Below are 15,766 nucleotides of genomic sequence, written 5' to 3'. Positions count from 1 at the left end.
TGGGGATGCTGCTGCGCCGTCGGCGTTCCGCCCGGCGCGTCCTGCTCGGGTCACGCGCCGCGGGCCGCCAGGGCGGCGCGCGCCTCGACCCGGTCGTCGAGCACGTGGTCCACGCCGGCGATCTCCTGGATCGTCTCGTGCCCGCGGCCGGCCACCAGCACGGTGTCGTCCGGGCCGGCCGCCAGGATCGCGGCGCGGATCGCGTCCGCGCGTGGGGCGACCTCGTGGACCTCCACCGTACGCGAGGCGCCGTCGTCCGCGGTCTCCACGGTGCCGGGCGTGCCGCTGCCGGGGGTGCCGTCGCCGGGCGCGTCGACGCCGGTCCCGGCCAGGACCTCGGTGCGCACCTTGGCGGGGTCCTCGTCGTGCGGGTCGTCGTCCGTGACGTAGACGACGTCGGCGCCGTGCACTGCGGCAGCGCCCATGAAGGGGCGCTTGCCGGGGTCGCGGTCGCCGGTGGCGCCGAAGACGACAGCGAGCCGGCCCGTCGTCGTCGGGCGCAGGGCCGCGAGGGCGAGCTCCAGGGCCTCGGTGTTGTGCGCGAAGTCGACGACCACGCGCGGGGCCGTGGCCAGCACCTCCATGCGGCCGGGCACGGTGGCGCTCAGGCCGTCGGCGGCCGCCAGGGCGTCGGTGACGTCGCGGATGTCGGAGCCGCCCTCCAGCACCATCGCGACGGCGAGGGCCGCGTTGGCGACGTTGTAGCCGCCCGGCAGCGAGGTGGAGGTGCGCAGCGTGCGCCCGTCGTGGTGCGTCAGCGTGAAGGCGGACCCGGTGCCGTGCGGCGCGACATCGGTCACGACCCAGTCGGCGGCCTTGTCCGGCAGGGTGGTGAGCGTCGCGACGGGGATCTGGGCCTCGTTCGCCATGCGGTCGCCCCAGGCGTCGTCGACGGTGACGACGCCGCGGCGCGCGCGGGCGGGCGTGAACAGCTCGGCCTTGGTGGCGAAGTACGACTCGAAGTCGCCGTGGAAGTCCAGGTGGTCCTGCGTCAGGTTGGTGAACCCGGCGACGCCGAACACGACGCCGTCCACGCGGTGCTGTGCCAGCGCATGGGAGGAGACCTCCATGGCGAGGGTGCGCACGTGGTCCTCGCGCATCGCGGCCAGGAGCGCCTGCAGGTCGGCGGCCTCGGGCGTGGTGAGGGTGCTGGCGATAACGCGGTCCCCGGAGCGGGTCTCGACCGTGCCGATCAGGCCGCCGATCCAGCCCAGCGCCCGCAGCAGGTGGTCGAGCTGGTACGTCGTGGTGGTCTTGCCGTTGGTGCCGGTGACGCCGAACGTCATCAGGTCCTCGGCCGGGTTGCCCAGCACCCAGGCGGCGACGGAGCCGAGGATGGCGCGGGGGTCGTCGGCGACGATGACCGGCGTGGTGCTGCCGGCCCCGATCAGCTCGGCCCCGCACGCGTCCGTGAGGATCGCGGTGGCCCCCCGCCGGACGGCGTCCGCGGCGAACTGCGCGCCGTGCGCGCGGGCGCCGGGCAGGGCCACGAACAGGTCCCCGTCCTGGACCACCCGGTTGTCCGAGGCCACGCAGGTAACCGCGGCGTCAGCGGGCTGACCTGGGACGATGGTGAGGCCGAAGGCGACTGCGAGGTCCGAGACCTGACGCGCTGTCGTGGCGGCCGGTCGGATCCGGTCGATCGGGGATGTCACGGAGAAGAACCTACCGTCTCGCGGGGGTGGGTCTCGTCCTGGGTGTGGGCCTTGGGTGGTGGTTGTGGGGTGGTCCGGTCGCGAATCGTTGGGTCAGCGACTAGTCGCACTCACGCAAATGGTTGCCAGCCCAGAACTATTGACCCGCCCGACTCGGCAATACAGGCAACGGATTTCCACACATCGAGCCCGTGGCGAGTAAATCATCAACGCCGAATTGAAACTCACAGCGCCGGATGCAGCAGGTTACAGCATGAAAAAACAAGCACTGCGGCCCTTCGAATCATCAAACTTCCGCCTCAGCTATCACTTGAGGCATAACACCTCGAACCAGGTGAATCATAGCAACAGGCATCCGACCAAAGGTCGCCACCCAAGCTTCCACTGAATAGAGCTCGGAGTTTTCGTCCATCCCCAAGAACGATCGCCCACCGTCCAGTATGCCAACCGGCACGATCTGACGACCAAGATCCTGCGACCACTCGACGAACCTGTCTCCCTCACCTACACATTCCTGGGGGTCGATAGCGAACGACTCGCGAGCGCGCGTGATGCCCGGACCTTCGCGCTTCGTTACAATGCCGCCAAATTCCGCGAGAAACACGGCAGCAGCTTGGTGCACCTCGACCCCCTCGCTGCGCAACGTCTCCACCCAAGAATCAATGGGCACAGACCGACCAGGGAACCAGCCATATTTGGCGAGTGTCGAGTCGGTAACCTCGTCGAACATCAGCCCTCTCCCGTCACAAAATTCAAGCCAAACCCATCCCTAAGGACCTCGCAACTCGGGCACGGGCCGATCCCCTTACCGACACTCGAACTGTTCGGTGATCGGACAAGTATAGCGGCTGCAACGCCGTTCGTTGGGTCGTCCCCTTCATACAGCGCTTCGGAAAGACAGAAAACCATTCCACACCGGCCATGCCCCTCTCCACGATTCGTCACAGTATCCAGCATCCCCTGAACCCTGGGATGAATTGGGGGAACCGTGGATCCCTTAACACTGTTATGCCTATAAAGATTGCCCGCAGGAGTAACCAAGGATTCGCTAACGCCAGGCCGCGCCTTTCGAGACCCGGCGTTCGCCGCAGCATCGGCGGTGTCTCGTGCGGCTACGAGAGCCCTCTCTGCAGTCGCGACATCGACGGCACCTTTTGCGCCCTTTGCGATAGTAAAGGCAGAGCCAGCGACGGGGATTGTTGCTCCGCAGGAGAGGCCCGCATTGACTGCGTCGCCTTCAAGACCGTAAGCAGCACAGTTGAGTGCATCGGCTGGCTCGCCGACGACCGGTGCGAGGCCAATGAAGTCGAGCACTGTGTGCGCCCAGTCCGGAAGGACCTGGCCCTGGGCAGCTGCCACAGCGTCCTCCAGCGCCCGCCCTTCGGGAGTAATGCCTGCCCAGTACTGGGCAGTCCGTTCTGCCTTTACGGCCTCGGCGAGCCTAGAGCCGGCACCGTCCCGGAAATAGCGGTCCTCAAACTCACCTCCCGTGTTAGTCCCGTCGCATGAGGCGTATCGACATGAAGGTCCGCCAGCGATGCCATTAGAGGTACTTGCGGGTGCAACGGTCCCACTGTTCTTGACCATGTTGGAGACCGGCAGCGCCTCCCACCACAGGCCCGTTGGGTCGGAGTACGTGGTGGGGTTGTTGTTGGCGTAGGAGTACGCGTTCCACTGGTCCGGGTCGGTCAGGTCCATGACCGGGTCGACGGTCAGGAACTTGCCGACCGTCTCGTCGTACCAGCGCGCCCCCACCAGCGTCAGGCCGGTGGCCTCGTCGCGGACCTTGCCCAGGAACTCGTGGTCGCCAGGCGCAGAGTCCTCACCGCGCTGCTCACCGAACGGCAGCGTGTAGTGCTTGGCGACGCTCGCGGTGGTCCAGTTGGTGTTGTGCACCGACGCCAGCGACGTCCCCTGCGGGTTGTTGATCAGCGACGTCACACCACCGAGCCCGTTGGCGGTACGCATCGCGACCGTCTGCCCGGCGAAGCTGTAGTACCGAGCGGCGGTGACGCTGCCGTTCGCAGCCTTGGTGATCTCCTGACCACCGAGATACACCGTGATCGAACCGTCCGGCGCAGTCCGCACGATGCGGTCCCCGTCAGCGGTGTACAGGTTGCGGCCGACGGCCGTCGTCGTCGTGCCTGTGCCACGGTCCGGCCCCGTGCCCGAGGACTGGTCGCCGTCGCTGTCGTCGTCCCCGGAGCCCGGCTCAGGTTCCGGGTACACGGTGGTGGCGAGGCTGGTCGAGGCCAGCTCGGTCTCGTGGTCCCAGCCCAGGGACAGCTTAGTGGTCAGGTAGTCGCTGTCCTGGGTCTGGGTCAGCGTCCGGCCCGCGTTGTCGTACGTGAACGACCTTTCCGTGCTGCCACTGGGCCCGTCCGTCGTAATGGCCGTGACCGCGTGAGGCCCGGCGAACTCGCCCACATCCGTAGAGTCGCCGTCCGCGTTGAGGTCCCGGCTGCCCGCGTACGCGTAGCCGATCTCGGTGGTCTCCCCACCATCGATGTCACCCGCGAGGCCGCGCGTGCGGTAGGTCTCGTCGGTACGGTTGCCGATTGCGTCGTACTTGAACGACGTCCAGTACGGGGCAGCTCCACCCAGCGCGGGGATCGATCTCGCCAGCCCGCAGTCGCCGGAAGCCGGCGTCCATGCTTCGGCCAGACGTCGCATTGCTTCGTACTGGTAGCACTGCTTGTCCGCGGCGCGGCCCACCGCCGTGGGTTTGTCCTGGGCGCTGAGCACGTTGCCGGCGTCGTCGTACGCGTACCTGATGTCGAGCTCGGTACCACCGATCCGCTCGCGGTCGAGCTTCACGTTCGTGAGCCTGCTGGTGCCGACCTCGTAGGCGTAGGACACTACGGTGCCGTAGGTGTTGCCGAGGTCGAGGTAGGACAGCCGGCCGAAGACGTCGGTACGGCTGGAGGCGACGTACGTGCCCCATCCGAACCCACCACCCATCCACTCGGCGACGCTCGTCTCGTCGTCGAAGTGGTTGGTGACTGTCTCCTTTCTCAGTCCACCGGCGGCCGGGTATGTGGTCGAGGCGACCTGCCCGTCCGCGGTGTAGGTGACCTTCTGCTCGTAGGTCCCCGAAAGGCCCGCCATCTTGGTGTTCGTGGTCGGGATCACGGTCACCGTGCCGGTCGGACGATAGGCCGCGTCGAACCCGGTCAGGGCCGTGACGAACTCGCCGCCGCCATCAGCCGACGACGCGAAGCGCGTCGAGCTCGTGACCTGACCCTTGGCCGACGGCGGGTTCGTGCCCGCGTGGGAGGTCAAGACGTCATAGGTCCATTTGGCGCGCAGCGCGCCAGTCTCCGTGTCCTGCCGTACCGTCGTGCGACGCCCGAGCTGGTCGTAGGTGTAGAACACCTTCTGGTTCGCGCCATTCGTCACCGAGGTGACCTGACCCGCGTCGTCGTACTCCGTCGTCGTCTTGCCGGCATCCGGGTCGACGGCCTCGTACTGTCGGCCGAGCTTGTCGTACTTGTAGGCCCACTTGTTGGTGTCGGTGTCCTGCACCTCATCCAGCCGACCGGCCCCGTCGTAGTGATACCGGGTCGTCTGCTCGTCCAGGTCCAGCACGCCGGCCAGCGTGCGAACCGAAGCGTCCTCCACCGGGTCACGCAGGAAGTGGCTCAGCTCCACGGTCCGGCCGCGGGCGTCGACGACGGTCTGGGTCGGGGTCGCGCCGTCCGGAGGGATGACGGTGGTCGTGGCACCGTCGTAGTACGAGGTGGTGCGCCACCGCTCGTAGGACGGGTTCGAGAGCGTCCCCGCGAACAGGGCCTCGGTCCGGACCCGTCCCAGTCCGTCGTACGTGAAGACCGTGTTGGACTCCGGCTCGACGGCGGCGCCCACCAGGGTCGTGCTCGGGCTGCCGGTCGCGAACCAGGCAGAGGTGGTGAGCGCGACCCGGCCGTTGACGTCGTACTCCGTATCGGTCACGAGGCGGCCATTGACGGCCTCCTCGTTACCGTCCCGCGACTCCGTCTGCGTCTGAATGGGTCGCAGCAGCCCGTCGTACAGGGCCACGGAGACGTGGTACTTGACTCCGTCCGCGGCGAGCGTCTTGGTGGTCACCGTGTTCACGCCGTTACGCGACGTCGAGTACGCGTACGTGACGTTCGCCGACTTGCCCTCGCGGTCCGGGTAGGTCACCGAGAGCAGGCGTCCGGCGGCGTCGTAGGTCGCCTTCGTGGGACGTTGATTCGCGTCACTCACCGTCGTCTGGACGCCGAGCAGCGGATCCAGAGTGGTGGTCGAGACATGCTCGGTCAGTGTGACGCCGTCACCGTCTCCATCGCCCGGGCCATCGGGGTCCGGGCTCTTGGTGGTCACCGTGGCAGGGACGCCATGAGTGGTCTCTTCGTAGAGCGTCTCAGACACACGCCCCAATGGATCGGTCGAACTCTTGATACGACCTCGGCCGTCATAGACCGTGCGGACGGTCGGGGAGTCGTCGTTGAGAACGCCGTCCTTGTCGTTCGTCTTCACGCTCGTCGGCAGACCCCTGGTGGGCGCCGAGCCGTAGGTGAGCCCGTCATAGCTGATCTGCGACACGCCGACCAGGTCGGCCGGCCGGCTCGGCGTGACGGAGCACCGCACGCTCACCGTCTCGGTCTGCTGAGGCACCACGAGGTGCTTCTCGTCGTTGGTGAGATACGTGGTGCGAGTGCACAGGTCGTCCGACGTCGTGTTGTCCTCGGCAGTCTCGGAGAACGCCCCGTAGTCGTCGACCTGGGTCACCTGGCCGTTCTCGTCGTACCGGGTGTCGGTACGCGTCACGTACTCCTGCGAACCGTCGGCCTTGTACGACGCGGTGTAGACGTCCATCCGGCTGGTTCGGGTGGCGACCAGCAGGTCGTCCGTCCCGGTACTACCCGTTCTCGCCGTCTCCTCCGCCTCGGGGATCGTGATCGTCTTGGAGACCTCGGTCTGCCCGTTGACCACGGTGCTCGTGACCGGCATCCCGGCGAACCGCTCGTGGTCGGTGACATGACGGGTGGTGACCGAGTCCAGCCCCAGGTTGATCTCCTCGCCGGTGCCCTGCAGGTACCGGGTCCTCGTCTTCGCGGCGACCGAGCCCGACCCCGTGGTCGTGGTGACGGTCTTGTACCCGCGGTTGACCGAGTACGTGCGGTCCTTCTTCGGCGTCAGCGGGTCGTCGATCCGCGCCCACTCGATGCCGTTGCCGTACGAGTACGAGGTGACGACGGGAACGCTGAACGCACCGGTCTGGCCCGCCGACTGGGTCACCTTGGACACCATGTAGGCGTGGAAGTACTCGCTCCGCGGCTCGGGCATGCCCCACGGGTGCCACACCACTGGGAAGCATCGTGACTGGTTGTCCTGCTGTTGCTTGAGATCCAGGTAGCCCTGTGGCTTCGGCTTGTAGACATCGGCCGTGCACTCCGTCGGGGTGTACTCGATCGAGATCGCCGCACCGGTCTCGGTGGTGATCCCCGCGACCCGGATGCGGTTCATGACCGGCAGCCCGTCGACGACGGTGTCCGCAACCCGTCCGGGCATCTGGTCGCTGCCTGTGAACCGGATCGGGTCGAAGACGACGTCGTCCGACGTCGAGCTGCTGGGGCCGTTGGCCGTGCGCTTGATGGCGTCGAGCCACAGGATCCGGCCCGTGCCGTCGCCCGGGTCGCGCCACTTCTGGGTCAGCGCGACCGTGTCCTTGGCCGTCAGCGTGCCGCCGACGTTCACCTTCGTCACCACGGTCGTCAGGCGCTTGGTCGAGAAGAACGCCGGGCTGCGGACATCCGGGCAGCTGGTGCTCGACGAGCACTCCAGGTCCACGGGGGTGTCGTGCCAACGCACCGCGCCCGCCGTCGTCCCGCGGTCGGCGGTCTCGCAGTCCGTCGACGCCGCCAGGCAGCGCTCGGCGACGGCGAAGTCGACCAGGTTCGGGACGCTCCCCCCGTTCGCGTCCACCGGCTCGGACCCGGCGCGGGTGCCATAGCTGATCCAGTCCAGCGTGCCGCCGCGGGTGTAGGAGCGGGTCGCACCCGTGTTGTTGTTCGCGCCGTACCGGTTGCTCTCGCTCGCGTACCGGTAGGTCATCGTGTTGTCCGACGTGTCGCGGACGTAGTCGAGGTTGAACCGCCACCCCATCACGCGGCCCGAGTCCTTGAACGCGGTCTGGTACCCGGGCTCGTTCGGGTGGTTGGAGTACACCGGCACGGTCCAGCGGGAGTTCTGCGCCAGCGTGTCGCCGGAGTACCGGTGGTCCTTGCCGAAGTAGTACCTGGTGCCGTCGGTGGTGGTGACCTCCCAGTACTCCCCTGCCCAGCCGGCGTCGGTCTTGGCGGCGTCGCCCGTGGGGCGGCCGAACTGGCGCACGCGGGTGCCGTCGTCGGACTCCGGCCGCCACTCGATGGCGTCAGTGGTCGCGGAGTTGTCGTCCTTCACCAGGGCCGAAGACGTCCCGTTGAACACCAGGAAGGCGTTGTCGCTGTCCCAGCACAGGTCGCCCGTCTTGCGGTTGGCGTTGTTCGGGTTCTGCCCGCCGGACTCGTCGCGGTCCTCGGAGCACGGCACGTACCGTCGCTCCACGAAGCCGCTGGTCATGTCCCACCCGTCCCCGACCCACGAGGACTGGTTGTTCGTGCTGGACACCCGCCCGTCGAGGGAGGCGCTGGAGTACCCGATCGCGAGCTCAGGCGAGGGTCCGGCCGCCGGGGACGGAACCTGGATCGGGTACGACCAGCCCAGGGAGCCCGTGCCGCCGCTGACCGACCAGGAGGACGCCGACGACAGCGGGGTGGCACCCCAGTCGCCGGCCCCGGAGCTGGTGCCGGCCGTGACCGCGAAGGTGTCGCCACCGGTGGCTGCGAGCGTGCTCACCTGTGCCTCTGCGGCGTTCTCGTCCGCGGCGGCGGACTTCTCCGCACCGGCCACTGCGGTAGCCGGGGCACCAGCAGCGGCCAGATCGAGCGTCGCGGTGACGGTGCCCTGCTCGACGTCGTTCGTCGAGTCGACCGGCGTGGGCGAGCACTCCTCCAGGTCCGGGGTCGTGGCGTGGCACTCCGGAATGCGGACGATGCCGAGGCGACCGGACCAGTCGGCGCCCGCGAGGTCGGTGAACTCGTCGTAGTCCACCTGCACCTCGACCTGCCGTACTCCGCTCTCCGGCGGGGCCTCGGCGGAGGTGTCGGTGACGTCGAGGAGCACGCCGGAGATTCCGGCGCCGACGGCCGTGGCCTGGTCGGCGACCTCGACGTGCACCTCTGAGGAAGCCTCCGGCGTACCCGCGGCAGGAGCTGGGGCGCCGATCTTCAGGTCGAGTCCGCCCAGTGCCGAGTCCGGGACCGCGGTCAGCGTTTCGGGCACGGGGAGCGTCGCCTCGGCGGCCTCCGGTGCGTCCTGCACGGGGACGAGCGCCGGGTCGGCGGTCGGCTCCGGCGGGGTCGCCACCGGCTCCGCTGTCGGCGTGACAGCGTCCGGCGCCGCGTCGTCCGCGGCCTGCTGGGCCGGGTCGAGGTTCTCCGTACGTGCCGCCAGGTCGGAACCCTCGGCGTCCGGCGAGACGGCCGGGGGCTCGTACTCGACGGTGAGCTTGGCGTCGTGCCGGTACCTCTTCCACCCCAGCGTCATGTCGGTCTCGTCGAGGGTCACGAGGCCCAGGCTGAGCGTGCCGGTATCGGTCGAGGCCAGGTTCTTGGCACCGGTCGTCGCGTCGAAGTCGACCCATCCGGCGTTGTCGCACGCCTCCTTGTGCGCGACCGTCACGCGGGACAGCTCCGTACCGAACGGGGGCTTGCCCCAGGTCTCCCAGTTCGACGCCGCGTCGATCGGCTTCGTGCCGTACAGGCGGATCGTGCGCGCCGTGCAGTCCCAGCTGTGCTCGCCGTAGACGCTGAACGTGGCCGACGAGATGTCAGCCGGTTCGAGGAGCCCGAGATGGTCGAGGTCGGCGAACTGCCAGCCGAGCCGGTTCCGCGTCGTCTCCACGCAGGAGGCGACCACCGCGACGTCGCACAGCCCGACGCCCCGGTTGCCCTCGAACATGTACTCGCTGGCGCCGACGGTGCCGTCGTGGGTCATGATCCACTCGTTGCCCGCGGAAGTCACCGTCGGGTCGATCAGCGCGGGAAACACCGTGTCCGGGTCCGACAGCAGGAAGTCGCGGTCCGGGCGGATCCGCACACCGACCGTCGAGGTCTCGGTCGAACCCGCGGAGCCGAAACCACCCGCAGTCTCCAGCGGGTCGCCACCCACGGACAGACCACCGGAGAGGTCGACGCCGGGCGCGGCGGCGCCGCTGAGGGTGTCCGCGTCGGCCGACGACGCCGGAGCGGGCTCGCCGGTGGTGTGGCGGGCCCTGGCCGGGACGAGGTCCACCGGCATCGACATCTGCTCGTCCCCGAGGAGCGGGGCCGTCGCGCGGGCCGCCGGGTCGGCGGCGTCCTCGTCGCTGATCTGGTCCCACCGCGCGGCAGCCGTCGGCCCCTCAGAGGCCTTGGTGTCCGGCTGCGTGGCACCTGAGCTGAACAGACCGGATTCCGCAGCGCTCTCGTCTGGTGCGCCGGAGGCAGAGGAGTCCCACATCTTCGGCTCGGGAGCGCGGAAGATGTCCTGCCCGAAGGCGTCGACGACGTCGAAGCCGCCGGCGGCGTTCCGCGTGACGGTCAGGCCCGCCGAGGTCGTGACGGGAAAGGTGAGCTCGCCCAGGCCGAGCTCGTCGTCCGCGCGCTTGGCCGCGGCGCGGTCGGCCATCCGCAGCGCCGTCGAGATGCCCGTGCCGTCCTGGTTGATGGTGACGACCAGGTCTGCGCCCTTGCCGGCGACGGCGGGATAGGTCACCGTGTCGCCGTCGACGACCGGCTCCGTCAGGTCGAACGGGCTGTCGTAGGTGAGCTCGTGCCCGTCCTTGGTGATCGTCGCGAGCGGCACCCCCTCGGTGCCGTCCGACAGGATGATCGGGTAGACGGGCGCCGCCACGGAGAGCACGCCGTCGGTGGGGTCCGCGTCGACGACCCGGGTCGAGACGGGTCCCCAGGTGCCGGTCACCGCGGTGCGCGAGGCGGTCGCGGTCATCTCCTGGATCACCGTGCCGTCCTCGGTCGCGGTGAACGTCGACCACGGCGAGAGGGCCGAGGTGATCTCCACGTCCTGCCCGCAGGCGTCCGCCAGTTCCAGCGCCGTTTCCTGGTCCACCGCGCTGATCTGGCAGTCGATGCCCACGTGCGGGCCGGCCGCGAGCGCAGGCTCGACGACCAGGGCGAGGGCCAGACCGCTCGCGACGGTCACCAGACCGGCGCGGCGCGCTCCGGTGCGCCATCCCGACCGGACCTTTCGTGCCGTGCCGACCGTGGCCCTGGTCAGACCGTTGTGCACCCGCGCACCCATCCTCGTCACCGCTGTTCCCATCTGGTTCGTCAGCTTCCGCACGTCTCCACCCGCTCCTCGTGCGGTCACTGGCCCAGCTCCTCGACCGACTTGTCCTTGAGGGTCGGGTCCAGCGTCGGAGCGCCGCCCTCGAAGTCGGTGTCGTCCGCCCCCTGGCACAGCCGGCGGATCTTGTTCTCCGCCACGACCTGCCCGTCGAAGACCCGGACGTTGTCCACCTGACCGTGCCAGTAGTTGTCGGACACACCCGCGATGGTGCGGCGGCCCACGTTGAAGGAGCCGGTCGACGCCCACGGCGCGGTCAGTGTGGTGGACGAGTCGGCCCGTACGGGTTCTGCCGGCGACGGGACGTCGGGGGTGCCGATCTCGCACACCCACAGCGAGACCTTGTCCGTGTCGGCGTCGTACGCACCGGTCAGGTGGACCCACTCGCCCCGCACCGGGGTGATCCTCGACTGCGCGGCGACGTTGGACAGGTTCGAGGTGTCCGACTGGTACATCATCATCGACCAGCACGGCTGGTTGCCCGTGGCCGCGCACGACGTGCGGTAGCCGAGGGTGAACGCCGGATTGGTCGTCCCGTTCTGCGAGAGCGCCACGTGCTGCAGGTTCGTTGCCGCCGCCGGGTCGAGCCGGACGTGCGCCGAGACGACGAAGCTCTTGGCGGACGAGACGACTGCGGGCCCAGCAGCCTGGCTGCTCACCCCGTTGAGCCCCAGGGCCCGGTCGCCTGCCCGGGACTCGAAGAGGGTGTGCGGGCCGTCGCCCCAGGTGGTGCCCGTCCCCAGGGTGAGATTGCGCAGCACCTCCGATCCCGAGGCGTCGTACGCCGTGGTCCCGCTTCCCTCGTCGAACCGCCAGAGGCCCGTCGACTCCGGGTAGGCGACGTCGATCACGTGCTCGCGGTCGGCCGCCGACTGGTTGCCTGCGCGGTCGTAAGAGCGCACCCACAGCGTCTGCGGACCGGAGGTCTTGGGCGTGAACGAGATCGTCGCGGTTCCTGAGGCCTGCGCCTTGGCGGTCTTGTCGAACGACTGGGACCCGAACGAGTAGGCGTACTTTGCGACGTCGGTCGAGCCGTTCGGCCCCAGGCGGAACTTTCCGGTCAGGCCGACGCCACCGGTCTCGACGCCGTTGAGATAGGCCGCCTCGACGCCCTCGCCCGACGTGAGGACGGAGACGGTGGGCTGGTTCGGCTTGCTGGTGTCCACCCCGAACTCGCACCACTGCGACCACGAGCCTTCGCGGCCCGTCGAGTCCTTGGCCAGCGCGCGCCACCTGTAGACCACGTTGTTGCCCAGTCTCCCCGTCGGTACCTGGATGGTGTGCGTCCTCCCGGAGAACTGGAACGACGACATGTAGGCGCCCCAGACCTGCGTGCTGCTGTTGATCCGCCAGATCTGGAACCGCGCCTTGGTCGTGTTCCCGTCCGGGTCGCGGATGAAGACGGACAGCTTGGGGATCGTGGTGCGCAGCATCGGGCGGTCGGTGCCGGTCTTGCAGGAGAACTTCTCCGTGCCGTGCCACGTCGTCAGGCTCGTCGGGACGCCGGGCGCACGGTTGTAAGTGACCGACAGGGTCGCGCGCGCACTGGTACTACCGTTGCCGTCGTTGCGGCCGATGTACCGCTTCCAGCCGACCATCGTGGTCTCGTTCGCCGACCGGACGCCCAGGGTGAGCGACGACCAGTTCGACGACGCGACCTTCTTCGCGCCCGCCGTGACGTCGAACCCGACGGACCGCACCATGCCGGTGCAGCCCGACCGGTGTGTCACCAGTGCCGAGGCGAGGCGGGTCGACCAGGAGCCGGGGTTGTGCCACGTCGTCGAGCTGCTGACGGCGTTCGAGCCGGACTGGTACACCCAGACCCCGGTCTTGTCGCAGTTGTACGAGAACGTGCCGTTGATGTTGAAGACCGCCTTGGTGACGTCCGCGGACGCCAGGCTTCCCACACTGCTCAGGCCGCCGAACTCGTAGAGGATCCGGTGCGTGCTGGTCGAGCCGCACTGGTAGCCGGCGTACGGGTCGGGCGCCGAGCAGCGGCCGACTCCCGCGTCGCCGTCGAACTGGTACGAGGACGCGCTGTCCGGCCACGCGCTCCGGATCGCAGTGACCTCGGACAGGGTGCCCGAGACCGCCAGGGCCGCGAACATCGGGAAGGCGGTCGACTCGTCCTGCGCCGCGGCCTCGATCGCAGCGCCCACGGCATCTGGCTCGGTGTCCGCGCCGTCGTCCGTCGGGATCTCCACCACCGCCTCCGGGGTGAGTGGACCCGCCAGCGGGTCGGTCTCGTCGAGCGCCGCCGAGGGAGACGGGTCGGCGGACCCGGGGGCCGCTGCCCGTCCTGCCGTCGCGGCGGCTGGCTGCTCCGCGGGCGCCTCGGAGGTCCAGACCAGCGGGCGGGACGACCGGAACACCTCGGGGTCGGCGCCGTCGGTCTCGGGCTCGGCCGCGTCTGGGTCGGTGACGGTGAACGCCCCGTGCTCACGCGCGACCTTCAGGCCGGTGCCGGAGGCGTTCTTGGCGCTCACGTCGTAGCCGAGGTCGGCGTCGAGCTTCGTCACGTGCGGGTTGCGTGCCGCCGCCTCGTCGGTGAGGCGCAGCACCTGGCTGAAGCCGGACCCGTCAGCGTTCACCGCGACGACCAGGTCGACACCCGACGGCTTGCCGCCGGTGGACAGGACGTCCGGGTAGACGATGCGGTCGTCCTCGACAATGGGGTCGGTCAGCTCGAACGGCGCCTCGACGTCCACCACCTGGCCGTCGGCGGAGGTCATCCGCGCCAGCACCTCCGGGTCGGTCGCGGCGTCCTCGCCGCCCGCCGAGAAGCTCATGGCCACCGCGGGAGCGGCAGGGCTCAGGCGGCCGGACTCGTCCTCGGCCACCGCGGTCTCGATCGGCTCGAACTCGCCGTCGCCGTCGGCGTCGGACGCGTCCGCGCTGCTGCCGACCTCGAGCCGCACCTGGCCGGACGGCTGACCGAAGGACGACTGCCAGGGGGTCTTCTCGTCGAGCGCCTCGACCTCGTGACCGCATCGGGCCGCCGTGGCCAAGGCCTCCACCAGATTCGGCTCCTCGACCGGGCACTCCAGCACGGGCTCGTCGCCCATGGCGGCCAGCACGCCGTCCGCAGCCCCGGTCGCGACGAGGGCGGAGGCGCCCGTCGCCAGGACCACCAGCGCCGTCACAGCGGCGACCACAGTACCCGCGCGCGTCCGGATCCCCCGTGCCGCACGCCCCCACACCGTCGCCGCCGATCGGCGCACCCCACCAAGGTCCGGAATGTCCACGAAGAGGAGAGTATGGGTAAGAATCACCAGTTCTTGACGAAACAGCGGGTGATCTTTCCGGTCACGTGACGAGGTTCGCCCGGTGGCAGGCGTCAGGCGGCGCCTTGGTCATGACCTGCGCACTCCAGTGGGAGGCCCCTGCACGGCACGCACGTGAGGTCACCGATCAGCAGCCGTTTCGTCAACGGCTTCAGGCATGACTCCCAGAACCAGGCGATCCATGGCAAGCGGCATCGGGCCGAAAGTGCTCACGAAACCCTCAACCACATACAGTTCAGAGCGTTCATCGAGCCCCAGGAAGAATCGCCCATGGTCCAGCACGCCTACCGGGACGATCTGGTGGCCCAGATCCTGCGACCAATCGAGGAATCTGTCCCCCTCGCCGACGCACTCCTCAGGATCGAGTGCGAACGGCTCACGAGCGCGTGTAATACCCGGGCCGCCGTTCTCGACCGTCAAGCCGCCGAACTCCGCGAGAAACGCGGCGGCAGCAGCGTGCACCTTGACCCCTTCAGCCCCTAGCAGCGCGGTCCAGTGATCGATCTGAATCGACCGCTCAGGAAGCCAGCCGGCCTTGGTGAGCGTCACCACCGTCACATCATCAAACAATTCTCCTGCTTTCTACGTGATTTCAGCTACCAGCTCGGAAAGCTCGTAGCGATACTGTCCGGTCCGGACGAACTCTTGAAACACGGCAACCAGCGCATCGACTGTTCCCGTGCTCAGAACCAGCAGATCAGGGACCGGAAGAACGCGCCCGACTGACAGTCGCCGGACTCCCGGTAGGTGTCCATCAGCCTGGCGATCTCGCCGAGCGTCAGCACTGTCGCCGCCCCCCGAGAGCCGTCAGAAACTGTCAGCTCGACGTCGGCATTGACCACCGAACCGCCGTCGTCCATGCCGCGGACGACAATCCGCGCACCCTCACCGAGGTCGATTTCACGGTCCATGGGGCGTCATCAATTCGTTCATCGCGGTCCACTGATCGGCTCGCGTCTCATCGTGCGGAGGGTGGTGGCCCAGCAGGCGTCTTGGCGACGAGTTCGTCAAGCCTCTCGACCGAGCGCATCGAGTCGAGCACCCCGGCAGTGGCAACCAACCTCGCATGGAACCGCTCACTGATCTCACGCGCATCCTCGTAGATCCACGAGCACATCGTGTCGAAGGCGAGACGCTCTTCGCCGACCACCATCAGGTGGTGCACGTCTTCGATCACCGACTCGGATGTCAGCGGTGAGTCGGCAAGAAGTTCCGAGATCAACGCTCGATGGCGTTCGTATTCTTGCATCGCATGTCCTGTTCGAGCGGCCACGAGGACACATCCTGGTTGCGTACGGGGGCCTTGGAAAACGCACGCGCACGGGGTGTGTTGGGGGGGGGGGGGGGGGGGGGGGCCGCCCCCCCCCCCCCCCCCCCCCCCCCCCCCCCCCCCCCCCCCCCCCCCCCCCCCCCACG

The 15,766-nt window shown here is 68.7% G+C and carries 7 protein-coding genes; all 7 read right to left on the bottom strand.

All coding sequences use genetic code 11. The features are described from left to right. Positions 1 to 50: 50 nt before the first annotated feature. The 7 genes from ACH47X_RS03195 to ACH47X_RS03165 all read right to left on the bottom strand — a co-directional run bounded on the left by ACH47X_RS03195 (position 51) and on the right by ACH47X_RS03165 (position 15,599). The gene (locus ACH47X_RS03195) at positions 51 to 1,655 is read right to left on the bottom strand and encodes a UDP-N-acetylmuramoyl-L-alanyl-D-glutamate--2,6-diaminopimelate ligase (RefSeq protein ID WP_397401303.1); all 1,605 of its coding nucleotides are present in this window, start codon (positions 1,653 to 1,655) and stop codon (positions 51 to 53) included. 286 nt (positions 1,656 to 1,941) lie between these two features. Beyond that, positions 1,942 to 2,385 (bottom strand): SUKH-3 domain-containing protein, encoded by a 444-nt coding sequence (locus ACH47X_RS03190; RefSeq protein WP_397401301.1) that lies wholly within the window; start codon positions 2,383 to 2,385, stop codon positions 1,942 to 1,944. Then, entirely contained in the window at positions 2,385 to 11,063 is an 8,679-nt protein-coding gene (locus ACH47X_RS03185) for an RHS repeat-associated core domain-containing protein (RefSeq protein WP_397401299.1), read from the bottom strand. Before ACH47X_RS03185 ends, ACH47X_RS03190 begins: the two co-directional genes overlap by 1 nt. Before the next feature lie 23 nt (positions 11,064 to 11,086). After that, positions 11,087 to 14,209 carry a hypothetical protein gene (locus ACH47X_RS03180; RefSeq protein ID WP_397401297.1) on the bottom strand — a complete coding sequence of 1,041 codons (3,123 nt, stop codon included), beginning with the start codon at positions 14,207 to 14,209 and terminating at the stop codon, positions 11,087 to 11,089. A 261-nt stretch (positions 14,210 to 14,470) separates the two neighbouring features. Beyond that, the gene (locus ACH47X_RS03175; RefSeq protein ID WP_397401295.1) at positions 14,471 to 14,902 is read right to left on the bottom strand and encodes an SUKH-3 domain-containing protein; all 432 of its coding nucleotides are present in this window, start codon (positions 14,900 to 14,902) and stop codon (positions 14,471 to 14,473) included. 131 nt (positions 14,903 to 15,033) lie between these two features. After that, positions 15,034 to 15,261, bottom strand: a complete 228-nt coding sequence (locus tag ACH47X_RS03170; RefSeq protein ID WP_397401293.1) for a hypothetical protein — start codon at positions 15,259 to 15,261, stop codon at positions 15,034 to 15,036. A gap of 47 nt (positions 15,262 to 15,308) precedes the next feature. Further along, complete coding sequence (locus ACH47X_RS03165; protein WP_397401291.1) at positions 15,309 to 15,599, bottom strand: MafI family immunity protein; 291 nt, start codon at positions 15,597 to 15,599, stop codon at positions 15,309 to 15,311. Positions 15,600 to 15,766: the final 167 nt, after the last annotated feature.

Origin of the sequence: Promicromonospora kroppenstedtii (genome assembly GCF_044389675.1) — a bacterium.
Lineage (GTDB): Bacteria > Actinomycetota > Actinomycetes > Actinomycetales > Cellulomonadaceae > Promicromonospora > Promicromonospora kroppenstedtii.
This window is presented reverse-complemented; position numbering and strand designations above follow the sequence as displayed.

What these genes read in the sequence shown, in the direction of transcription:
- ACH47X_RS03190 (WP_397401301.1), bottom strand. Translation starts at nt 2,385, where the DNA reads ATGTTCGACGAGGTTACCGACTCGACACTCGCCAAATATGGCTGGTTC.
- ACH47X_RS03165 (WP_397401291.1), bottom strand. Translation starts at nt 15,599, where the DNA reads ATGCAAGAATACGAACGCCATCGAGCGTTGATCTCGGAACTTCTTGCC.
- ACH47X_RS03170 (WP_397401293.1), bottom strand. Translation starts at nt 15,261, where the DNA reads ATGGACCGTGAAATCGACCTCGGTGAGGGTGCGCGGATTGTCGTCCGC.